The 20452-nt window shown below is 55.5% G+C and carries 24 protein-coding genes; 19 read left to right on the top strand and 5 right to left on the bottom strand.

Translation table 11 applies throughout. The features are described 5' to 3' along the window. Positions 1-148: 148 nt before the first annotated feature. The 6 genes from JN414_RS14710 (at position 149) to JN414_RS14685 (ending at position 6382) form a co-directional block, all read left to right on the top strand. On the top strand, positions 149-1339 hold the full coding sequence (locus tag JN414_RS14710; protein ID WP_202208598.1) for an MFS transporter: 1191 nt from the start codon (positions 149-151) through the stop codon (positions 1337-1339). Positions 1340-1414: 75 nt separating this feature from the next. Next, the gene (locus tag JN414_RS14705) at positions 1415-2362 is read left to right on the top strand and encodes a TIGR03571 family LLM class oxidoreductase (protein ID WP_194265270.1); all 948 of its coding nucleotides are present in this window, start codon (positions 1415-1417) and stop codon (positions 2360-2362) included. A gap of 486 nt (positions 2363-2848) precedes the next feature. After that, a complete protein-coding gene (locus JN414_RS17020; protein ID WP_237390103.1) occupies positions 2849-3067 on the top strand; it encodes a hypothetical protein in 219 nt (72 codons plus the stop codon). A 554-nt stretch (positions 3068-3621) separates the two neighbouring features. Next, entirely contained in the window at positions 3622-4245 is a 624-nt protein-coding gene (locus JN414_RS14695; protein WP_086897444.1) for a glutathione S-transferase family protein, read from the top strand. Positions 4246-4301: 56 nt separating this feature from the next. Continuing rightward, the gene (locus JN414_RS14690; RefSeq protein ID WP_194265268.1) at positions 4302-5570 is read left to right on the top strand and encodes a VCBS repeat-containing protein; all 1269 of its coding nucleotides are present in this window, start codon (positions 4302-4304) and stop codon (positions 5568-5570) included. 38 nt (positions 5571-5608) lie between these two features. Further along, entirely contained in the window at positions 5609-6382 is a 774-nt protein-coding gene (locus JN414_RS14685; protein WP_157772957.1) for an SDR family NAD(P)-dependent oxidoreductase, read from the top strand. A 551-nt stretch (positions 6383-6933) separates the two neighbouring features. Here JN414_RS14685 and JN414_RS14680 read toward each other — a convergent pair. From JN414_RS14680 to JN414_RS14665, 4 genes are all read right to left on the bottom strand, one after another. Further along, the gene (locus tag JN414_RS14680; protein ID WP_202208595.1) at positions 6934-8658 is read right to left on the bottom strand and encodes a recombinase family protein; all 1725 of its coding nucleotides are present in this window, start codon (positions 8656-8658) and stop codon (positions 6934-6936) included. 14 nt (positions 8659-8672) lie between these two features. Continuing rightward, positions 8673-9053 carry a type II toxin-antitoxin system HigA family antitoxin gene (locus JN414_RS14675; RefSeq protein ID WP_202208593.1) on the bottom strand — a complete coding sequence of 127 codons (381 nt, stop codon included), beginning with the start codon at positions 9051-9053 and terminating at the stop codon, positions 8673-8675. After that, positions 9043-9366, bottom strand: coding sequence for a type II toxin-antitoxin system HigB family toxin (locus JN414_RS14670; protein WP_007283918.1), 324 nt, complete (start codon positions 9364-9366; stop codon positions 9043-9045). The genes JN414_RS14675 and JN414_RS14670 overlap by 11 nt, the downstream gene beginning before the upstream one ends. 101 nt (positions 9367-9467) lie before the next feature. Then, positions 9468-9695: a hypothetical protein gene (locus tag JN414_RS14665; protein ID WP_202208592.1), complete on the bottom strand. Its 228-nt coding sequence runs from the start codon at positions 9693-9695 to the stop codon at positions 9468-9470. A gap of 98 nt (positions 9696-9793) precedes the next feature. On the opposite strand from JN414_RS14665, the gene JN414_RS14660 reads away from it, so the two are divergent. The 4 genes from JN414_RS14660 (at position 9794) to JN414_RS14650 (ending at position 12394) form a co-directional block, all read left to right on the top strand. Continuing rightward, the gene (locus tag JN414_RS14660) at positions 9794-10417 is read left to right on the top strand and encodes a DUF2726 domain-containing protein (RefSeq protein WP_237390101.1); all 624 of its coding nucleotides are present in this window, start codon (positions 9794-9796) and stop codon (positions 10415-10417) included. Between the two features lie 203 nt (positions 10418-10620). After that, positions 10621-11301, top strand: a complete 681-nt coding sequence (locus JN414_RS14655) for a DNA methyltransferase (protein ID WP_202208591.1) — start codon at positions 10621-10623, stop codon at positions 11299-11301. A gap of 303 nt (positions 11302-11604) precedes the next feature. Further along, a complete protein-coding gene (locus JN414_RS17275; protein ID WP_375781689.1) occupies positions 11605-11859 on the top strand; it encodes a transcriptional regulator domain-containing protein in 255 nt (84 codons plus the stop codon). Then, complete coding sequence (locus tag JN414_RS14650; protein ID WP_375781688.1) at positions 11840-12394, top strand: DUF2285 domain-containing protein; 555 nt, start codon at positions 11840-11842, stop codon at positions 12392-12394. Before JN414_RS17275 ends, JN414_RS14650 begins: the two co-directional genes overlap by 20 nt. Before the next feature lie 94 nt (positions 12395-12488). Here JN414_RS14650 and JN414_RS14645 read toward each other — a convergent pair whose 3' ends face one another. After that, entirely contained in the window at positions 12489-13181 is a 693-nt protein-coding gene (locus JN414_RS14645) for an aspartate/glutamate racemase family protein (protein ID WP_202208590.1), read from the bottom strand. A 63-nt stretch (positions 13182-13244) separates the two neighbouring features. Here JN414_RS14645 and JN414_RS14640 point away from each other — a divergent pair, with 63 nt between their 5' ends. The 9 genes from JN414_RS14640 to JN414_RS14600 all read left to right on the top strand — a co-directional run bounded on the left by JN414_RS14640 (position 13245) and on the right by JN414_RS14600 (position 20361). Next, positions 13245-14027, top strand: a complete 783-nt coding sequence (locus tag JN414_RS14640; protein ID WP_237390105.1) for a helix-turn-helix domain-containing protein — start codon at positions 13245-13247, stop codon at positions 14025-14027. Positions 14028-14159: 132 nt separating this feature from the next. Then, positions 14160-15431, top strand: coding sequence for a HEPN domain-containing protein (locus JN414_RS14635; protein WP_202208588.1), 1272 nt, complete (start codon positions 14160-14162; stop codon positions 15429-15431). 246 nt (positions 15432-15677) lie between these two features. Then, entirely contained in the window at positions 15678-15947 is a 270-nt protein-coding gene (locus tag JN414_RS14630) for an AlpA family transcriptional regulator (RefSeq protein ID WP_019086238.1), read from the top strand. Next, a complete protein-coding gene (locus JN414_RS14625; protein WP_202208587.1) occupies positions 15948-17066 on the top strand; it encodes a replication initiator protein A in 1119 nt (372 codons plus the stop codon). After that, the gene (locus tag JN414_RS14620; protein WP_202208586.1) at positions 17063-17578 is read left to right on the top strand and encodes a DUF2840 domain-containing protein; all 516 of its coding nucleotides are present in this window, start codon (positions 17063-17065) and stop codon (positions 17576-17578) included. The genes JN414_RS14625 and JN414_RS14620 overlap by 4 nt, the downstream gene beginning before the upstream one ends. After that, entirely contained in the window at positions 17575-18174 is a 600-nt protein-coding gene (locus JN414_RS14615; protein WP_202208585.1) for a S26 family signal peptidase, read from the top strand. The genes JN414_RS14620 and JN414_RS14615 overlap by 4 nt, the downstream gene beginning before the upstream one ends. Beyond that, positions 18158-18493: a DUF736 domain-containing protein gene (locus tag JN414_RS14610; protein ID WP_202208584.1), complete on the top strand. Its 336-nt coding sequence runs from the start codon at positions 18158-18160 to the stop codon at positions 18491-18493. Before JN414_RS14615 ends, JN414_RS14610 begins: the two co-directional genes overlap by 17 nt. Before the next feature lie 4 nt (positions 18494-18497). After that, positions 18498-19151 (top strand): lytic transglycosylase domain-containing protein, encoded by a 654-nt coding sequence (locus tag JN414_RS14605; RefSeq protein WP_202208583.1) that lies wholly within the window; start codon positions 18498-18500, stop codon positions 19149-19151. Positions 19152-19389: 238 nt separating this feature from the next. Beyond that, positions 19390-20361: a relaxase/mobilization nuclease domain-containing protein gene (locus tag JN414_RS14600; RefSeq protein WP_202208582.1), complete on the top strand. Its 972-nt coding sequence runs from the start codon at positions 19390-19392 to the stop codon at positions 20359-20361. The last annotated feature ends 91 nt before the right edge of the window (positions 20362-20452 follow it).

Here is a 20452-nt window from a genome sequence, read left to right as displayed (position 1 = left end):
GACGCGGCACGAGTCAACGGAACTCAGTCGATGTAGCATGACATACGCAACCTATCGCAAAGGACGAACCAGTACGTCCATTAATACCTTCAAAAGGTCGAAGTAGCCAGTACTGCCTTTGCGGTCTCTTAGATACTCTCGGAGAAGAATGATGAAGTTTGCACTATTGGCAATGGCACTGGCGTCGTTCGCGATCGGAACCAGTGAATTCGTATTGGTGGGAGTGATACCGGTCATTTCACAATCCCTCCAGGTATCTCTCTCACTTGCATCGCTTCTGGTGAGTTTATACGCATTTGGCGTTGGGATTAGTGCCCCAGTGTTAACCGCTTTTTGTCAGAAAGTGGATCGCCGGAAGCTGATGTTGGGCTTGATGACGTTATTCACCGCAGGGAACGCGCTCGCACCACTGGTGGGCAACTTCGAGGCGTTATTGGTTATTCGTATTGCAACCTCAGCAGCGCACGGTGTCTTTTTTGCCACAGCGGCAACGTTCGCTGCAAATTTAGTTCCACCAAACAAACGTGCCTCTGCCATAGCAACGGTTTTCTCGGGGCTTACTATAGCCATAGCACTAGGCGTCCCGTTAGGAACAATCATTGCGCAACGTGCCGGCTGGAGAGCTACGTTTGTGCTTGTAACGCTCCTCGGCGCGGTTTCGGTTGCCTGCATGGCAAGATGGCTTCCCGGTGGTGTTCGCACAGATGAAGATGTGAGCATTCATGAGCAGTTATCCGTTCTCAGTAGCGGTAGGCTGCTTGTTGGGTTCGCTATGAATTTCTTTGGGTATGGAGGTACATTCGTTGCTATTACGTTTCTCTCGGAAATTATCACTGAGGTTGCGCACATGCCTACGTGGACTGTGGGGCCGATATTGTCATTGTACGGGGTGTCGGTAATCATAGGGAACATGGTCGGAGGATATCTTTCCAACCGCACGCCGATAAAAATCTTAATTCCATTATTTCTAATTCAAGGGGTTTTATTGTCGCTCCTGTATATAACCGATCTGCATCCATATTTGTTGCTATTAAATATCGCATTTGTCGGAGTTTTTTCATTCGCAAATGTGCCTGGACTGCATTTATATATTGTCGATCTCGCGAAGACCTTTCGGCCAAATGGAGTAGATGTAGCTTCAGCGCTCAACATATCGGCGGCGAATTTTGGCATCGCTTTCAGTTCGTTCGTTGGGGCGAAGATCGTCAGTTCTGGTGGTGGCGTGGGAACGACACCCGTTGCCGCTGCTGCGGTTGTCGTGTGTGCCTTTGTTTTGGCGGTCTTGAGTTACGCCTTAGATAAGAAAAAAAAATTTCGTGATGGCTATGCCGCTCAATGAGGTGCGGTCGAAGAATACGCGGTCGGCACGGTTTTTTCTCTCTGTCGTTAGGCCCACTTTTCCAGGATTACCAATATGAATGCGTTAGATAAACTTTGCAGGAACTGCCTTACTATCGGCATCGAGCTTCCGATCGACAATGACTGGGCCAGGAGTTCCCCTACGGAGGCTCGAGGTGTCGCTGATATAAGCCGACAAGGGTATCTCGTGAAATTGGCCGAAGAAGGAAATTTTGCAGCCGTGTGGCAGAGAGATGTTCCGGTGTTTGATCCTATTCATTTCGGAGACGCGGGAAGCATCTTTGATCCCTTCGTTAACTACGGCTACCTCTCCGCGATCACCTCGCGAATTGTAATTGGGACTGCCGGGGTGGTGCTACCATTGCGAAGTGCGATTGATGTGGCGAAAGCAGCGGCGTCCGCAGACGTTTTGTCAGGAGGGAGGATCGTTTTGGGCCTTGCTTCCGGAGATCGAAAACTCGAATATCCTCTCTATGCCGTCAATTACGATGAACGCGGGGCGATATATCGTCGGTCATTCGTCGCGCTTGAAAAATTGTGGCGTTCAGGCGACATGGAGTCAATGGAACAGGGCGCCGTTATTTTACCTCGGTCTATCCAGCCGTTAATTCCGAGGGTAGTGATAGGGGGAGCCCAGCAAAGTACATCTTGGATTGCGCGCCATGCTGACGCATGGTTCGTATATCCTGGGCCTATTGAGCACTTGGCAAAAAAAGTTTCAGACTGGGAGCACGAACGTCAACTTATTGGTCGAAGTACTCGTGGGGTAATAACGGCACTTCACTTGGATCTAGATAGAGATCCTGATTGCCCGCTGCAGCCATTTCGATTCGGTGGACGCATGGGGCGAAATACATTAATGGATTATTTAAAAATTATGAATGAAGTGAAATTATCACATGTTGCTATATTGCTCCGGCCTAGTCAGCGTCCACCTGACGAGGTTATATACGAATTATCCCAGTATGTAATACCAAAATTCCACATTGATGTTTCGGAATAACAAGATTGAGATATTAACGATTATTACTGCGTAAAATTATTATCTATTAAAAATATCTCGTCTATAGTAAGTAGATTATATTGTATGTTTTTAAAATCAAAAACTTATAAGGTGAGCTGTTGGTAATACCGGCTCAAAAGTTTTGAGATGCATGACTGTGCATGTCGGTGACGCCATAGCACAAAAAAAGCGACTTCCCTTTTATTGCTGATGGTGCAAGGTGAAATTGATGTTCCTTGCGCCAGCCCATTCGGCACAGCCATGCATCCCGCAAGAGTTGGCAAACTTTCAACGCCTTCGCTCGCAAGGCGGGCCACTATTTTGATGAAGTAATCCGCGGAGGCTGCCCTTTCTGGATCATCGCATTGTCTAGACAAGGGACTGTCGTATGACGACCATGAAGATGGTTCTCGGCATCTTGTCTGTCGTGCCCACCGGGGCTGCCAGTCCTGCGCCCGCGATCGCGTTGTCCTCGGTAATCAAACTTTGATACGCTGGACGATCGCTGACAGCTTGCGCGAGAGCAATGTTAATATGGCCTACCCTGTGGCAACACAGCTTCTCGGTCTGGCGGATGTCAACCAGTTGCCTGCGTCCATGAAAGAAATCGGACATGTCACACTGGTCGGCCTGACTTGCGGCATGACAGGCGAGGCCCTCGCGCATCATCAACAAACAAGGGGGCGTGACACCATGCGGAGTTAGTTGGTGGCTAGCACCAGTGTTTGGGGCGGCTGAGATGAAGTTCCCCGCCCGTTGTCTCGGTTCTCGGCGTCTATGGTCGTACACTATGAATTTCATAAAGTTGGCGAGATGTAACGAGGTCGTAATCATGCATGGGTGCCAGTGCGTTGAAGCTATTCTACCATCGAAAAAAAACATAGGTCGAAGCAGGTTAGGCCATGCCCTCAAGTGGCGCGCTGGGTTATTAAGTAATATTGGATCAATTTTCGCGTATTCATGCTCACGGACCTTGCTATTCTATTATAATATAATTCGCTTTACTAATAAAATGAGGAACGATTACGGAAAGCAAATCATCGAGCGCTCGTAAATTACAGTGATATCGCGTCAGACCCCAGACACCGAATTTAGAGTGACAGAGAGCAACATTTGTAGCGTTGATCCACGCCGAAGCAGCAAATGCCCCTACCGAAATTCAATATTATGGAAAAAAATCAGGTTGCGGCTGAGCATGGTCGGATTTTGTCGCATCATTTTCTTCGGGTTTAGTCCGGAATGTAAAAGGAGAGTTTTCCATGTTAACTCTATATACAGACCCAAATACAATTTCGGCTACGGTTCATGTATTATTGTCCGAATTAGGAGTGCCCTTTGAAGTTGTTTACGTCGATAGAACAGCCGACTCTTTTCGAAATTACCGTACCCCAGATTTTCTAGGCATCAATCCCAAAGGGTTGGTTCCCGTAATTACTAGAGATGATTTTATACTCACGGAACTCGGAGCAATTGTTCTCTTTATTCGGTCGTTAGCAAAAAAACGCCACGATATATTTCCTCCTAAGGGAGAAGTGGAGTTACGAACAGTAGAATTTCTGTCATGGCTCAGCACCAGTGTGCATAGAACAATCGGCGCCATATTCAGACCCGAGCACTTAGCATTTGACGAGAATATCAGGAAGGAAATCAGTAAATATGCGATCAGACTACTACCTGATCAGTTCCTGGAAATCGAGCGATTTGTTGCGAGTTTCGATTGGTGGACTGATCAATTAACAATTATTGATGCTTACCTCATACCCTATTTTAATTGGGGCACAGGATTAGCGATCTCGATGGAGAGATATCCTACATGGCGCGCCCGAATGAGACTAAACCTCGAACGGCCTTCTGTCATACAGGCAACTTACTGTCCCTCGTGATCCTATAACGAAGTCAAAAAATGGGAAACCGAGTGTAGAGCGAAGGAAAATAATCAATGAAAGAGAATATATCAGCCACCATAGTCGCGCCAAAATTCGAGCAGGAGGTGGTCGACGAGTTTCTTCGGGACGGATATTGGGTTGACTGGGGCGGTATTTCGGCCAAAGGCCGTAACGAAATCATCGGTTATGGTCCGACCATGGGTGAGATATTTCTATACTCTCGCGATACGTGGTTTGGAGCTCCTTTTGTCGGCGGCTGGCGAAGAAAACTTTTGACCAACTCGCTCACGATGCCTGTGGCCATGGATCTCGCGCCATTGGACGGAACTGGGCGGCTGAATCCAATAATTTGCTATGATTTGTACGGGTGCACTGGTACGTTCCGAGATCCTTCTGGCGACGGCGGGAAACTCGCATGGCTTGAACCGGGTCCGTCCCCTGATGTGCCGTGGCAGCATCATCTAATCGGACAAATTCCGGCGCTGCACCGATTCCGTGTTGGAAATTTTACTACATCTGGTCATATGGAGATCATTGGGTTTCCGATAGTAGGGCTCAATGGTACACATGCCGTATTGCCCATAGTCTTGTTCAGCTCTCCGAGCGATGGAAATTCTCGCGAGAAATGGCCTAGTAAAATTATAAATAATGGTGATTTCCGTTTCGTTCACGGTGTGGAACTTATTCGCGGCGGTAACCCGACGGGAAGCGCCGATGCCTTATTGATTTGTTCTGACGAAGGCGTACGCATTTTTTTCTACGACATCAACGAAGAAAAATGGGCGTGGCAAACGGTCGGAAGTGGCGAAGGCAGCCAACTCGAGCGAACGGGATTCAAAGGCAGCGGCGACGCGGCCATTGGGCATCTGGGAAGTACTGGTCACGACATCGTGCTGTCATTGGAGCCATTCCACGGAAATACCGTGTGTATTTATTACGCGACTCAAGGATGTAGCAATCTGGGATCCCAGTGGTCCCGCGATATTCTTGACGTTTACGGTGACCCGAACGAGTTGGGAGAAGGCCCAGGCCACTGCGTTGTGGCAGCCGATTTTGATAACGACGGGGATGATGAGTTTCTAGTAGGTCTCCGCGGGCCAGAACCATGGCAGGGAGTTTATTACTACAAGATCATTGATCCAGTAAAAGGTATGTATTTAAAGTGGAAAGTTTCCGATGCGTCTGTCGCGAGAATCAAGCTGATACCTCGCGAGGGAGCTGGTGTAGTAGACTTCGCTACCATCGGATATTCCGTAAAAAACTATTTTGAGGCGAATAACTCGCAAATAGTTATGCATTACTTCCAGAAGGAAGGACTGTAGCATTTTCACCCTAAATCAATGGAATGGGAGTTGGGAGCATGAGCAAAAAAATCGCATTAATAACTGGCGGTTCGCAAGGTATTGGATTTGAAACTGCTAGAGCACTTTTACTCGATGGGTTTCACGTCGTGGTCAATGGGCGCGATCCTGTTAAACTTCAGGCAGCAGTCCTGGCTTTAGAAGCCTACGGGGAAATATCGAGCTGCGTTGCCGATGTTGGAAGTCAAGACAGTGTTCCCCTGGTCTCTGCTTCCGTCCCGCGCGTTGATGTGCTCATCAACAACGCTGGAATGTTCAAATCAAAATCGGCGCTCGATCTCACCGATAGTGACTGGCTTGAAATGTTTCAAGTAGATCTTTTGAGTGCAGTTCGCCTTACTAAGCACTATCTGCCGCAGATGATAGAACGTGGAGATGGTAGAGTTGTATTTGTAAGTAGTGAGTCGGCCTTGCAAATTCCTACAGAAATGATCCATTACGGTGCCGTAAAGGCTGCGCAGGTCGCAAGTGCACGGGGTTATGCCCAAGTGGCGGCTGGTACTGGAGTGACGGTGAATAGTGTGTTGCCAGGTCCAACGTGGACCCAAGGGGTCAGCGATTTTGTAAAATCGGTCTTCAAGGGGGAAACCATGAGCGAAAACGAGATGGAGCGGGAATTCATAAGGAGATATAGGCCGACTAGTTTGATTGACCGTTTTGTGCAGCCACGTGAGGTTGCAGACTTAATAGCGTTCCTAGTCTCCGATAGGGCTGCCGCCATCACAGGAGCAGGTTATCGCATTGACGGTGGCTTGGTCAGGACAGCCTTCTAGAGTTCGTCTGAAAATTTCAATCAAGCGAATCAGGTTATAGTAGAAATCCTAGATATTATTTAGAGAGGATGTGCCGTCCGTTCCAACAGTTTTATTGACTTTCTAAGGATAACCAGCGGTCGCGATGCCGCCTCTTTGACCGGATTGCTATTTGTTGTCTTGTGTGTGGGGGGGGGGGACGCCTCCCCAATTGACGGTGCCGGCGCGATATGATGCGCCTGATGGGGCTCGCATCCGACCAGTGCGGGATGTGGACTTAGCGCATTATAATGGCAACCCATTCTGCCACCCCATCCGCATTGCCAATTCGGTTTCGAGCCCAACTAAGTAGACGGGTTCGTGGTTCAAGAATACCCACAGGCGCTCAACGTGCACGTTATCCATTTGACGGCCACGCCCGTCCATGATGAATATCCCGTGACGGGCCAGACTGGCGTTGATTGTCGTCGTGCTCCGGCGACAGAAGGGCACGCGCATGTGCAGCCACATTCAGCACACCCACGGGCTATAAGGGAACGCGGGAAAAAGCTTCTCCTTTTTCAGTCGTTTAGCTATGCTGCGATACGTTCAACGAACCCGCTCACAAGACGCAGGCTACATTGGTTGCATGCCCCCGCAACCACTGATACCGACACTCCCGTGAGCCCAACTCCGGGAGTGTTTCTTTTTTCAGCCTTTCCAATGGCTTGCCGCTCGATCCAGCTCAGGATCGTGCCCAGTTCCCCATACAGCATCGCGTCGATCTCGCCCCGGTTCGGGCCGGGTGTCAGCACAACCTTCTCGATCAGCGCCCGCAGTGCCTCGGCAGCTTCCAGCCGTTCCTCAGGGTGGTTGAGGGCGTCGGTCAGGCGTCCGACCTTGCGCGCATAGATCGCTGACGCACTCGGCAGCAGGTCAGGCACATCGTTGGGAACGTCGGAGAGCAGGGTCGCCAGCTCAGCCTTGCGGGCTTCGAGCGTGTCCATCTCCGCCTTCATGCTGGGATGGAACATGCCCTCCTTGATGGCCTCGATGATGCCCCGGATATGCTTCTCGACCTTCACCTGTTCCACCTGCCAGACATCGGCGTTGGAGCGGCGCTCGCGATTGAGGCGATTGGTCTCCTCGGCATAGGCGCGCATCGCTTCGGCCGCGATCTCCGGCGCCATCATCCGGTCCTTGAGACCGGAGAGCACGCGGCGCTCCAGATCGGGACGGGGGATCGTCCGGCTGTTGGCGCAGGAACCATTGGTGACATGGCCTGAGCAGGCGAAGCGGTCGGAACCCCGCAGCGTGTAAGGGCCAGCACACAGGCCGCAGAACAGCAGGCCCGACAGAAGGGATTTCGGGCGGCGGGTGCCGTTGAGCCGGTTCCGCTTGTGGTGGGCGCGAACGGCCTCGGTGACGTTGACGTACTTCTCGGCGATGACGCTCTGGCGGGCCTTGGTCGCCTGCCAGAGCGCGTCATCGACGATCCGCAGATCGGGAACCCCTGTTACCACCCACTCGGATTCCGGATTAAGGCGCGAGACGCGCTTGCCGGTGGATGGGTCTTTGACATAGCGCTGCCGGTTCCAGACCAGGCGTCCGATATACAGCTCGTTGTTGATGATGCCGGTGCCGCGCTTCACATGGCCCCGGATGGTGGTGTCGCTCCACAGCTTGCCCTCGGGACCGGCGATGCCCTGATCGTTCAGGGCTTTGGCAATGGCGCGTGGGCCGATGCCGGCGGCGAAGTCCCGGAAGATGCGGCGGATAATCTCCGCCTGATGCGCGTCGACCTCGCGATCGCCCCGGATCTGTTCGCCCTTTGCGTCGAACTGCCGGACGACGCGATAGCCGTAGCAGAGACCGCCGCCGGATTTGCCGTCCTCAACCCGGCCGCGCAGGCCACGATGGGTCTTGGCCGCAAGGTCTTTCAGGAACAGGGCATTCATCGTGCCCTTGAGACCGACATGCAGTTCGCTGATTTCGCCCTCGGCCAGGGTAACGATCGGCACGCCGGCGAATTTCAGGTGCTTGAACAGGGTGGCGACGTCGGCCTGATCCCGCGAGATGCGGTCCAGCGCCTCGGCCAGAACGATGTCGAAGCGCCCGGCCTGGGCATCCTGCAACAGGGTCTGGATACCGGGACGCAGGATCATGCTGGCGCCAGAGATACCCGCGTCCTTGTAGGCGTTAATGATCTTCCATTTTTCCCGCTTCGCGTGTTCCCGGCAGATGCGGAACTGGTCCTCGATCGAGGCGTCGCGCTGGTTGTCGGACGAGTAGCGGGCATACAGGGCGACGCGGGTCATGGCGGTGTTTCCTATCAGGCGACCTTGTCCATCCGGCTGGGCCGGATCAGCACCTCGGCCGAGATGCCTAGGCCGTCATGCAACTGGCGGATCATATCGATCGAGAGGCCGCGCTTGCGGTTCAGCACATCGGCCACCCGGTTGCGCGGGCCGATCATCGGCTCCAGATCCTTGCGGGTGAGGCCCTGCTGCTCCATGCGGAAGCGGATCGCCTCGACCGGATCGGGTGGGTCGATCGGATGGTGCTTCGCCTCATAGGCGTCGATCAGCGTTGCCAGCACGTCGAGGCGGTCGCCGTCCGGTGTGCCGCTCTTCGTACCCCACAGCCGGCCGACTTCTTCCAGCGCTGCGTCATAATCCGCCTCGTTGCGGATGGGTTTCAGATCAGCCGTCATGCTCCACCTCCGTCACGTCGATCCTGTCATACGCCTTGTGCGTGCCGATCCATTTGATCCAGACGATACTTTTCTCGAAATCGACCGCCACGACCAGACGATAGGCATTGCCCTTGATGTTGAAGACGATCCGCTCGGCACTGACGATGCTGGCCGTGGCATAGAGCCGCTTCACATCGGCAGTGCTCGTCCACGCAGCCCTGCCGACTTCGGCGAACCAGGCATCCAGCGCCGCCTTGACGGCCGGCTGGTCCTTCTGACCCACCAGACTGTCGACGAACTCTCTCAGCGTGCGACGGGCGATGATCCTCATTGACTGACCTTATATCACGGGACCATAATGGTCACAAGAAAAATGCACGACTGCCCGGCGAGGGGGCGTTCGCCGGGGGAAACGCAGCCGGGGAGAGGAAGCTACCGCATGGGGCCGGATCGGTTCTGCCGGGTCTGTTTCCGCTCCAGCGCGCGGGCACGCTCAAACTGCTTGCGGGCGATCTGACGCCCGATCAGGCGGGCGAGGGATCGGACGGCTTCATTGGAGGGGCGAAACGCCTCTTCGGCTGTTTCCGCCTCAGTGGGGTCGAACACCTCGATCCTGATCCTGACGGGTTTGCGTGCCATCCTGTCCACTTTCCCGGTCATGGGGCGACAGGAACGATGAAGGACGGGACAAGGGGATTTGAGAAGACCAGACGCCGGTCAATGCGGTAATCGGCGGTGATCGCGCAGAAAAGGGAGGCATGGCGGAAGTGGAAAAGGTGATCATTTTTCTGGCGATCGGATATGCCATCGGATTCTACGTTCGGGATCGCCGCGCGAAAGAGGCCCTGGCGCAGCAGGCCGCTGTTCGGCAGAAGGAAGACGAACGGCGTCGGCAATACCGACAGGAAAATGACCTGTCCGATCCGCAGAACCAGTTGCGGTTCATTGATGAATGCAGCCTGAAGGCAGTCCCTCCCGTCAATCGGGAAGCCGTGCGCGTGCTCTATGCGATCGATGAATGGATCAAGGATATGCAGCCCGACTGGCGTTTCGCCTTCGAAGTTGCGATGGGTGGCTTCATCAAAACGCCTTATGCCCCGGATGATCCGCGTCAGAAGCGGGCGTTCAAGTCCTACAGTGGCAAGCGCGTCGATTTCCTTCTGATCGATCGTTTTGGTAATCCGGTCCTGGTGGTCGAGTATAACGGTTCCGGTCACGATCTGTCCGGCGACGCTGACGCTCGCATGGCGGTCAAGCGTCTGGCCTTGCAGAAGGCGGGTATCCCGCTGCTCGAAATTCCCGAAAGAATGGGCAAGCTCGACATCCTCGCCGCGCTTTCAGAGAAAGTTGGAGTGCTGGAAACAGAAAAAAGAACAGGCTAAGGGCTCCGCCCTCGCGCCGGCAAGGGTTCGCGTCAGCAGGCTGACGCCGCCCGATGGGGTGTCCCCGATCTTCCTGCGCTACGCTCCGTGCAGACCGGGAGAGACCCCTCCCCATCGGTCGCCCTTGCCGTTGCTACCCCGCTGCTCGCCGCGAGGCAGAGGAACAGCGGGGGCTGTTCCTCGCGGAACAAAGGGCAAAGACCATGACCGGCAACACCATCACGGCGACCGATTTCCGCAATACCATTCTCAATGGCGACAGCGTGGACCTGATGCGGGCAATGCCGCGCAATTCGGTGGATTTCATCCTGACCGACCCGCCTTACCTGGTGAATTATCAGGGCAGGGACGGGCGGAAGGTCCGCAATGACGATAATGCGCGCTGGCTCCGGCCTGCGGTGAATCAGATGCACCGTGTCCTGAAATGGGGCGGTCTTGCCGTCAGTTTTTACGGATGGAATAAGATCGACCTGTTTGCCGACGCCTGGAAAGCCGCCGGGTTCCGCATGGTCGGGCATATCGTGTTTCGCAAGTCATACGCCTCATCTTCGGGTTTTCTGCGCTACGAGCACGAAAGCGCCTATCTATTGGCGAAGGGAAATGCGATGCGGCCCCATCAGCCGGTGCCGGACGTGATCGACATGCCCTACTCGGGGAACAGGCTGCATCCGACGCAAAAGCCCGTCGCGGCGCTGCTTCCGCTGGTGGATACGTTCTGCCCGGCTGGTGGTCTGGTGCTGGACCCGTTTTGCGGTTCGGGTTCGTCGCTGGTGGCGGCGCAGCATCTCGGCCGTGAGTGGCTGGGGATGGAACTCGACGCAGAACATGCGGCAACGGCGACCCGGCGACTGGCCTGGCACGCGGCGAAGAAAATAGCAGCATAGGGATCGAACGCCGCAGGGCCGACAATTCGGTTCTGCGTCTTTCCTTTCTTGGGCCTGTCTGTCCGTACAAATTTGCGCCGATCCGACTTCGCGGATCGGCGACGGGAAGATGGAAAATAAGTGCCGCTCGCCGGGCGCGTGCCCGGCTCGCGGACTATTTTGGTAGCGCGGACGAACGCCATAACATCGTGCGATCGTGTTACGAGATCGACATATCTCCAAACACAGTCTGCACAAAATCTTCCCATTGCGCATCCTGATGTTCCTGCTGCCAGAAGCAGGCGCAAGAGGAAGGGTAACGCGATGCCGATATCAGATTGGCAGTCGCCGGCCGCTTACGAACACGCACAAGACATTGCTGCTGCCGGCATGGCCTGGGAATATCTTCGACGTGACGACGAATATCGTCGCGCGTTCCAGCGAATGAAAACGCTTGCGGCTCCGAAGCCAAGGGGCAGGAAAGCTTTCTCCGAACGATGGGGTTTGCGATTTCCCTGTCGATCCGGCGCAGCCTGCCGGCCGCACGCCTGTCTTCTGGATGCCGGAACTCTCGCCTGACGTGATCGAACTGCGCGAGGCTCTCGCTGACACAGATAACCCGGTCGTCATGCCGATCAACCTCGCGGAATTGCCGGACCTCGTCGTGCGGCTGGATGACGGTGATGCCTGGCATGGTTTCTGGCGGTCCGGCGCATCGGCGCATCAGGTCTGGCTCCCGACACCTCCGGCGGACGGGCGCGCCACCTATGTCATCATCTTGCCGCTCGACAAGCTGCTGGAACTTCGCGCGGAGGCCGTGCTGCGTTTATGGCGCGCGCTGGTTGGCCGGTCTGAGGGCAGGTGGGCTCATGATTTTCCGCAGCAAACGCGGGACCGGCATATCCTGATGCTCCGGGCGTTTGACGGTCGGACGGCTGGCGCGAGTTATCGCAAGCTCGCCGAAGTTTTGCTCGGGTTTGAAGGCAGGAAGGCCGATTGGGAAAACAATCCTCGCAAGAACCAGGTCCGCCGTCTCGTTGCTGATGGTCAGTATTATGTTCGTGGCGGCTATCGTGACTTATTGCGCTATCCGATCCGTCTGTCTGAGCGTTGAGATAAGGCGGGGGACCAGGAAGCTATCATGAGTCCGAACATGACCAAAGAGCCGCAACAGGCCGATAATATTCTGACACGACTCTGTGCGCTTTTCAGCCCAGTATCCAGGAAACGCCTGCCTCAGCGTGAATCGCTGTGGTATCAAAAACGGGCAGATCGGTATCATCCTGCGTGATCAGCATGGTGATTTCCGTGCATCCCAGAATGACGCTGTCGGCTCCTTCTGCTTTCATTTGTTTGATGACATCACGATAATACGCCCGGCTTTCGTCGCGTATGATACCCTGGCAAAGTTCTTCATAGATAATGCGATGAATGCCGATCCGCGCATCCTCATCGGGAATCCTGGCCGTGATCCCGAACAAATCGCGCAGGCGTTTCGTGTAGAATTCGCGTTCCATCGTGAAACGGGTCGCAAGAAGCATGGGGTGTTTGCAGCCGGCGCGTTGCAACACTTCACCGGTTCCGTCCGCGATATGCAGTGCCGGGATCCCCGCCGCCTGTTCGATGGTCTCATGGAGACAGTGCATGGTGTTGCTACAAATCAGCAACGCCTCAGCGCCTGACCGTTTCAAGTGCTGACCGGCCCGGCCTAATTGTTCCGCCAGCGCCGACCAGTCATCTTCACGTTGGCGGTCTGCGATCAGCGCGAAATTCGGTGACCAGAGCAGCAAGGGAGCCGAGTGCAGACCACCCTTTCGCGCCCGGACGCCTTCGTTCATCAGCCGATAATAGATCGCCGTGCTTTCCCAACTCATTCCGCCCAGAAGACCAAGAACGTGCATTTTCTTCTCCCTTTCCCATCCGTGACCGTTACCATCGAAGCCGGGGAACGGGTCTTGAACAAAATGCACATGGCGAAAACGGTCAGAAGGCTTGAGACAGAGAACTGGGTGGTCGAGTTGTGGCCCAAGGCGGCCTACGATGTGCAGGCAACCTCTGATCGCGCTGTGATCGGCTTTGCCTTCGAGGCGCAGCGCGGGGTGGATGCGATCGGAACCGGGAAGGCGCACTCTTTCCTGCGGCGCCCCAATACCTTGTCCTGGGTGCCGAGCACATGTCCGGTGTTTTCCCGCTCGGACGAAGGCGGTGAATACCTCGTCCTGCGCGGTATGCCGACCATCATGATAGGGCATCGGGATGCCAGAGAGCGACCGTTGAACGGAATTGTCGACCCGGACGCCGTGGCAGCCGCCTGTTCATTGCGGCGCAGGCTGCTCTCCGGGACACAGAAAATCGCATCGGAGCCGGATATCCTCGCCGCCGTCCTCCTCCATCAGTTTACTTCAGGAAGGGTTGCTGCTCCGTGGATCACGGCGGCTCGTCTGGCCGCGATCGATAGGTTGATCGACCGTCACATGGGTGAACGGCTGGAGGTTGCTCGACTGGCGGCGGAGCTTGAATTGTCCGTTGGATTTCTGGTGCGGGCTTTCCGGCAAAGCCTCGGCGTAACGCCGCATCGCTATCTCATGGAACGACGCCTGGCCCGCGCTAGAGAGCTTCTGGACGCCCGGTGTCCTATTGCGGACACCGCCACGGAATGCGGGTTCGCCGATCAGGCGCATCTGACACGCTATATGAAGCGTTCCGTCGGCGTCACTCCCGCGTTCTACGGTCGTATGGCAAAATGAGACGGCGATATCCAAGACGCTCGCCTTTGGTTCATTTTCGCCTCACTTTTGACTGCCGCACAGATATTTTTTTCGGATAAAAATATTGCTATAAAAAATCAATGTCACACTTGTTACAATGAGGATTTTGTTGTGTGTAATAATCAAACCAATACTTTATTTGGAGTTGAAATTCAAAGACCTCTTGAAGAAGAAAACATAAAAGAAATTTTTAAAATTATAAAGGATATTATTAAAAATAAGGTCGAATCAGAAGATTCGGATATTGATCAATTAATGCATGAAATGGATAGTACTATTAAAGATTTTATTGAGCAACTTGATGAAGTTGAATTTGAAAAATTTATCGAAATAATGGAAGGCGAAATGTCGGCAGGAGTTGAAGATTCAAATGAAGATACCATAAGCATAATGGACTCTGAAGAGACTAAATGGAGTTTCTATATTCGCTTTAAGATATCAAAACCACTTGGAGTGGATCAAGATTCAATAGTATTTTTAGATAGATTTACTATCGTATCCGACTCAAATGAATCACTGAAGGGATCTACGATCCTAAAATTGAAGAGCTCGGATAATTTAATTTATCGGGAAATCGTCGATGTTTCTAAGAAAGTTGAGCAGGCTTTGATTTTAGCTTTTGCTGAATCTGGGATAGGTATCTCTTATCCTGAGCATCTGGCTTCTGAAGTAATTGTTGAAAAGTTAAGAAGGGAATTAGAAAGTGTTTTTATTGGACGGCACATTGATATTTATGAAAAACATTGTACAATTCCGCTAATTAACTTTAGTGATAAATTCGGAGTTGTTCTATTTCCATCTGGAACTTTTCAGTATAACAGTATGACTAAAATGGAAAGCGATACTTTTGATGTCGAAGAATTTACACTTTCATTTGATAAAAATTACAATAAATTTGAGGATGTTTTTATTTATGATAATAAATTTAAAAAGTTAGAAACTGCCATATCTATACTTACGGCATCTCTATTCGACGATCTTCTCATAAATAAAATAATTTTATCAATGACTGCTATTGAAGTTTTATCCGAAAAAATAAAACGCTCGGATAATGAAATTGAGGCGTTAAATTATTTAAAAAAAGAATTAAGTGAAGCCGATCTTGATGAAAACGTCAAAAAATCTATCACTCAAGGTGTATTATCAAATGAGTTTCAGTCTATTGGAAAAAATTGTGGAATTTTAGTTAAAAACCTTCTGGGAAAGAAAGAGGTTGATCCGTTTTATAAACTATATAATTATAGATCACAGTTAGTGCATGGGGGTTCTATTTCCGATGATAAAAAAACAATGTACAAAATTCATATGGAGGCATACCTTTTTTCTAAAAGGATAATTCTATCTTATATAGAAAGTATTTCTAACATAAAAAAAGACGAATAATAGCAGTATAAAAATATTATTGTTTGATTTATGATTTTAGATTCTTCCATTGTGGAGATGGCTTCTTTCGGTTTTCTCCTCCCGATAGCTGACTGTCAGTTCCTTTCCACATAAGCACCTCCTATCGGGGTGTCGGAATCAATCCCATTTCATTCCGGCACTCTCCACGCCGCCGATCCTCCGCCACGGTTCGCCATGGCCCGCTGTCGTGACCGGCAGCCGCCGAACCCAACCGGAGGCCCGATCATGCTCGATCCCAAGACGGGGTTGCCGCCCCGTTTCCTGCGCACGCCCGACGCGGCGCGCTTCCTCGGTATTTCCATCCGCACGCTGGAAAAGCACCGTACCTATGGCACAGGCCCGACCTATCGGAAGATCGGCGGCCGCATCGTCTACGCCCTCCCAGATCTTCAGGGCTGGGTCGAGAATGGTGTCCGCAGGTCTACCACCGATGAGACTCCCTGCCGTGTCTTCCCAGCCCGCCCGCTGACTCCGGCCGAAAAGGCGACTCTCTGAATGGCCGGCGTCATACCGCAGCGCGGCCAGCACGGGAGGGAGAGCGAGCGGCTGCGCCTCGATCCCTTCGTGATCGCGGGTGGGGATGCCAGCCCCCGCGACCAGCGCGACCTTATGGAGCGCCCGTTCTTCTCGCTTTCCAAGGTGAAGCGGGTCGCCCCGATCCTCTACGAGGCCGGCGGTCAGCGGGTCGAGATTCACGGCCTGGCCGAGCACGGCATGGCAACCATCTGGGATGCCGACGTGCTGATCTGGGCCGCTTCGCAGATCGTCGAGGCCGAGAATGACGGCCTCAGGACGTCCCGCTTCCTGCGCTTCACCCCATACCAGCTTCTGACGGCCGTTGGCCGTGCCACGGGCGCACGGGAATACCGGCTGCTCAAGGCCGCGTTCGCCCGGCTACAATCGACCGTGATCCGCACCACGATCCGCAATGGCGAGCATTGGCGCCGGCACCAGTTCTCCTGGATCAACGAATGGGAGGAACGGACCACCCGCGACGGCCGTGTCGAGGGCATGGAGTGCGTCCTGCCCGACTGGTTCTATCGCGGCGTCATCGACCGCTCGTTGGTCCTGACCATCGACCCGGCCTATTTCCGCCTGACGGGCGGCATCGAACGCTGGCTCTACCGCGTCGCCCGTAAACATGCCGGGCATCAGCCGCAGGGCTGGCTGTTCGAGATCGCCCATCTTCACGAGAAATCCGGCAGCCTGGCGCGTGTCTCCGATTTCGCGCTCGACCTGCGGCGCATCGCCGTCCGCCAGTCGCTTCCCGGTTATCACCTCGCGATCCGACGCGAGGGGCGGCGGAACCTGCTGCATATTCGTCCCGCCAACTTATCCACAGTGCCTGTGGATGACGCTGTGGGCGGACACGGGATTTCGGGCGCAGGGACTATCGGGACTTCGGGCGCATCACTATCGGGATTTCAGGCGCACGAACCTCAGTTAAGTCTTTGGCCTAAAACGCGGAATCGCGCTCCTAACTTAGAGTCTAACTTAGACTCTAACTTTTTGATGTTGGGGCGACCGGATACCGACCGTGGTGCCGGTGCCGCCGACCGGCCGGGCGATCCGCACGCGTGTGGTCTTTCTCCCATGCCGGGAGACGGGCCATGACCCGCGCCACAACGTCTCGTGCGTGGGGCCACGCCCTGCCGTTTGCACGCGATCCACTGACCCATGTGGAGCTGACCCACATCGACAAGCGTGTCGAGAACTGGATCAGGTTCGGTCATGAGGCTCAGGAACAGATCCTCGACCGACGCCGTCGTATCTTCTCCTTCCGGCCTGGCAGCGTTTTCGCCTTTGTCCGCTGGGTGGCCAACGATTTCGGCACGATCGCATCGCGCATCGACATCCTGAGCGCCGTGGCACCGGGAGAACCTTGCCAGATTGTGCCCTTTGTCCGTCCGGGCGGTGAAATCCTGCTGCGGGTTGTAGGCTGGCCGAAGGTCGAGCAGGTGCTCCGCCATATCGACGGGGTGGAACAGGCCGGCATCGACGCCTGCGCGGTCGCGCCCGATCACTGGCGGCATGTCGGCAACCGGCTGAACGCGGGTGAGCAGCCGCGCGTCTACACGATGGCGCGTCATCGGGCCTGGCTCAGGCGGCGGGAGATCAGGTCATGACCCGCTTCGGCTATGTCATGGCGACGTATCTTGCTGCGATGGGCGTCGCCGTCGCGTCCATCGTCCCGGTGAAGCTGCTCTGGAACGCCTCCGCCAGCACGCCCCTCGGCCTCTACGACCTTACAGCGCCGAACAGGCTGAAGGCCGGCGATCTGGTCGCCGTCAGGCCACCGAAACCGCTGGCGGATTTCATGGTCGGGCGGGGCTATATCGGCCGGGGTGTGCCGCTGCTCAAGCCTATCGCGGCGCTGCCGGGGCAACAGGTGTGCCGTGTTGGCCGCATTGTCACCGTGGATGGTGTGCGGCTGGGTGAAGCGCAGGACCGCGACCGGCGTAGGCGCGTATTGCCGGTCTGGCAGGGCTGCCGCCGCATCGCACCGGATCAGCTTTTCCTCATGAACCCGTCCGTTCGCGACAGTCTGGACGGGCGCTATTTCGGTCCGCTTCCGCGCAGCACCGTGATCGGTCGGGCGACGCCGCTCTACACCGACGCGCGCGGCGACGGTCATTTCGTCTGGCACGGCCTATATGCTGACAGGCCGACGCCGTCTCTTCCCAACATCGCTATGGAGACTTCCCATGCCGCAGATCGGTAGCTTCACGCGCGACAAGACCGGTTTTGCCGGACGCATCCAGACCTTCCTCGGTTCTCATGAGATCGTCATCATGCCGGCCGAGAAATCGGACTCCGACAACGCACCCGATTATCGCATCCATCGCGATGACGAGGACGGCCCCGAGATTGGTGCCGGCTGGAAACGTAATGGCGAACGCGCTGGCGATTACGTTGCCCTGCTGATCGACGATCCCCTCCTGCCGCAGCCGTTGCGCGCCAATCTGTTCCGTGATGGCGGCAATGGCGGTCTCTGGTCGCTGCACTGGAGCCGCCCCCACAAGCGTGACGGACGGGACTGACACCATGCGCAGTCAGACCCGGATTACGTGTCTGCTGTTGACGGGCTGCCTCGTTGTCATGGCGCCGGTTGTTGTGTTGGCGCAGACACTCGACATCCCGTATGCCGCCGAGATCGCTGAGGCTGCACGGCGTTTCGACATTCCGACGATCTGGATCAGGGCCGTCATGGGGGCCGAGAGTGCTGGCGATCCGGGCGCCGTTTCGTCAGCGGGCGCGATGGGACTGATGCAGATCATGCCCGGCACATGGGCCGATTTGCGCCTCCGCTATCATCTTGGCCGCGATCCCTACGATCCGCGCGACAACATTCTGGCGGGCGCGGCCTATCTCCGCGAACTGCATGACCGCTACGGTTCGCCGGGTTTTCTCGCCGCCTATAATGCCGGTCCCGCACGCTATGAGGCGTCTCTGGCAGGGCGTCCATTGCCATTGGAAACGCGTGCCTACGTCGCTGCCGTTGCGCCGATCATCGGAGGTGGCGGCTATGCTCCCGTTATGATCGCGGCGGCCGATCGGTTTGCCTGGACCCGTGCGCCGCTCTTCATCGTGCAGTCGGATCGCAATGCGGCGGGTGCGTCTGGGCGCGATATGCCGGGGATCATGCCGCGAGCGGATGGCCTGTTCGTGGCGCATGGCGGCATGGGAGCGCGGCCATGATGACAGGGCGAGGGGCAGGGGGTGGAGAGGCGGAAAGAGGACAGAAAAGGGAGCGCAAGATTAAAGCGGACGGCACTCCATGGGTCCGATCCGCAGGGCAAGCCCTTGTCTGCACATTGTTTTGGGTGGCACCCCCTTTGAGGGGGTATGGTGCCGCCACAGGCGGCAAAGTCAGTTTCCGCCCCGGTTTTCGCGGCACTCTTGCCTGTTTGTGGCCGTTTCGGGCGGATCAGCGGCCATGAGCGCGGGCGACGACAACCGCTTCCGCCCGAGGCCTGGCCGTATCCGCGCCGACACGCCGAAGGTCGGTCGTGTCAGGAGTTTCCTGACCAGGGTGCGCACGGTCACGCGCCAGCAACAGGCGGCGACCGGCGCGAGCGGACGCCCTCGAGGTGGCGGGCCTAGCCATGCGCCGAGGGGGCAGGGAAGCATCGCGTCCGGACGTGGTGTGCGGCGTGGACGCGGGGCGACGTTCGTGCGCGCCCGGAACCTCTCGAATGGCTGGAGCCATCGGCGACCGGGTAGCCGCCGCGTCGTCGTCAAATCCCGCTCCGTCCGTGCCGCCGGGCGGAATGGCAAGGCCGCTGCCCATCTCCGTTACATCCAGCGCGACGGCACCGCCCGCGACGGTGAACGGGGCCGGCTCTATTCGGGGATCGAAGACCGTGCCGATGGTGATGCGTTTCTCGATCGTGGGCGCGACGACCGCCATCAGTTCCGGTTCATCGTCTCGCCGGAGGATGCCGGGAATCTCGCCGACCTGACGGGCTACACCGGCGACCTGATGGCGCAGGTTGAAGCCGATCTTGGCACGAAGCTCGATTGGGTGGCCGTCAACCACCATAATACCGGCCATCCGCATGTGCATGTCGTCGTCAACGGCCGTGACGAACTGGGCGAGGATCTGGTCATCAACGGCGATTATCTCGCCAACGGCATCCGCGAACGGGCGAGCGAACTGGTGACGCTGGAACTCGGCCCTGTCACCGAGATCGAGCAGCGCCGCAAGCTGGTCGCCGAAATCGACCAGGATCGTTTTACCCGTATCGACCGGGCGATGCTCGCGGAAGCTAATGACCGCTTTCTCGACTTGCGTCACGAGCCTGATGATCCGCGCGGCCAGGCGGATCGGACGCTTCGGCTGCGCCGTCTTGGCAAGCTGGGCGATATGGGCCTCGCCACGGAACATGCGCCGGCGTGTGGGAATTGATGTGGTGAACGGCCTCTATGCCTTACTTTAGTGCTAGGGTGCCGTTGCCAGTCAGGGCATCCGGAGAAGAACAATGACAGACATTGCAGTT

This window comes from Gluconobacter sp. Gdi, assembly GCF_014132155.1.
Classification (GTDB): Bacteria; Pseudomonadota; Alphaproteobacteria; order Acetobacterales; family Acetobacteraceae; genus Gluconobacter.
Note: the sequence above shows the minus strand (reverse complement) of the source record. Positions and strands in the feature narration are given on the sequence as shown.

Excerpts from the sequence above, each read along its gene's own strand:
- JN414_RS14650 (WP_375781688.1), top strand. The coding sequence starts at position 11,840 with ATGCCGGAACTCTCGCCTGACGTGATCGAACTGCGCGAGGCTCTCGCT.
- JN414_RS14675 (WP_202208593.1), bottom strand. The coding sequence starts at position 9,053 with ATGACGGCTGATCTGAAACCCATCCGCAACGAGGCGGATTATGACGCA.
- JN414_RS14685 (WP_157772957.1), top strand. The coding sequence starts at position 5,609 with ATGAGCAAAAAAATCGCATTAATAACTGGCGGTTCGCAAGGTATTGGA.
- JN414_RS14645 (WP_202208590.1), bottom strand. The coding sequence starts at position 13,181 with ATGCACGTTCTTGGTCTTCTGGGCGGAATGAGTTGGGAAAGCACGGCG.
- JN414_RS14605 (WP_202208583.1), top strand. The coding sequence starts at position 18,498 with ATGCGCAGTCAGACCCGGATTACGTGTCTGCTGTTGACGGGCTGCCTC.
- JN414_RS14610 (WP_202208584.1), top strand. The coding sequence starts at position 18,158 with ATGCCGCAGATCGGTAGCTTCACGCGCGACAAGACCGGTTTTGCCGGA.
- JN414_RS14680 (WP_202208595.1), bottom strand. The coding sequence starts at position 8,658 with ATGACCCGCGTCGCCCTGTATGCCCGCTACTCGTCCGACAACCAGCGC.
- JN414_RS14705 (WP_194265270.1), top strand. The coding sequence starts at position 1,415 with ATGAATGCGTTAGATAAACTTTGCAGGAACTGCCTTACTATCGGCATC.
- JN414_RS14600 (WP_202208582.1), top strand. The coding sequence starts at position 19,390 with ATGAGCGCGGGCGACGACAACCGCTTCCGCCCGAGGCCTGGCCGTATC.
- JN414_RS14665 (WP_202208592.1), bottom strand. The coding sequence starts at position 9,695 with ATGACCGGGAAAGTGGACAGGATGGCACGCAAACCCGTCAGGATCAGG.
- JN414_RS14630 (WP_019086238.1), top strand. The coding sequence starts at position 15,678 with ATGCTCGATCCCAAGACGGGGTTGCCGCCCCGTTTCCTGCGCACGCCC.
- JN414_RS14690 (WP_194265268.1), top strand. The coding sequence starts at position 4,302 with ATGAAAGAGAATATATCAGCCACCATAGTCGCGCCAAAATTCGAGCAG.
- JN414_RS14615 (WP_202208585.1), top strand. The coding sequence starts at position 17,575 with ATGACCCGCTTCGGCTATGTCATGGCGACGTATCTTGCTGCGATGGGC.
- JN414_RS14620 (WP_202208586.1), top strand. The coding sequence starts at position 17,063 with ATGACCCGCGCCACAACGTCTCGTGCGTGGGGCCACGCCCTGCCGTTT.
- JN414_RS17275 (WP_375781689.1), top strand. The coding sequence starts at position 11,605 with ATGCCGATATCAGATTGGCAGTCGCCGGCCGCTTACGAACACGCACAA.
- JN414_RS14710 (WP_202208598.1), top strand. The coding sequence starts at position 149 with ATGATGAAGTTTGCACTATTGGCAATGGCACTGGCGTCGTTCGCGATC.
- JN414_RS14640 (WP_237390105.1), top strand. The coding sequence starts at position 13,245 with ATGCACATGGCGAAAACGGTCAGAAGGCTTGAGACAGAGAACTGGGTG.
- JN414_RS14660 (WP_237390101.1), top strand. The coding sequence starts at position 9,794 with ATGGCGGAAGTGGAAAAGGTGATCATTTTTCTGGCGATCGGATATGCC.
- JN414_RS14625 (WP_202208587.1), top strand. The coding sequence starts at position 15,948 with ATGGCCGGCGTCATACCGCAGCGCGGCCAGCACGGGAGGGAGAGCGAG.
- JN414_RS14695 (WP_086897444.1), top strand. The coding sequence starts at position 3,622 with ATGTTAACTCTATATACAGACCCAAATACAATTTCGGCTACGGTTCAT.
- JN414_RS14655 (WP_202208591.1), top strand. The coding sequence starts at position 10,621 with ATGACCGGCAACACCATCACGGCGACCGATTTCCGCAATACCATTCTC.
- JN414_RS14670 (WP_007283918.1), bottom strand. The coding sequence starts at position 9,366 with ATGAGGATCATCGCCCGTCGCACGCTGAGAGAGTTCGTCGACAGTCTG.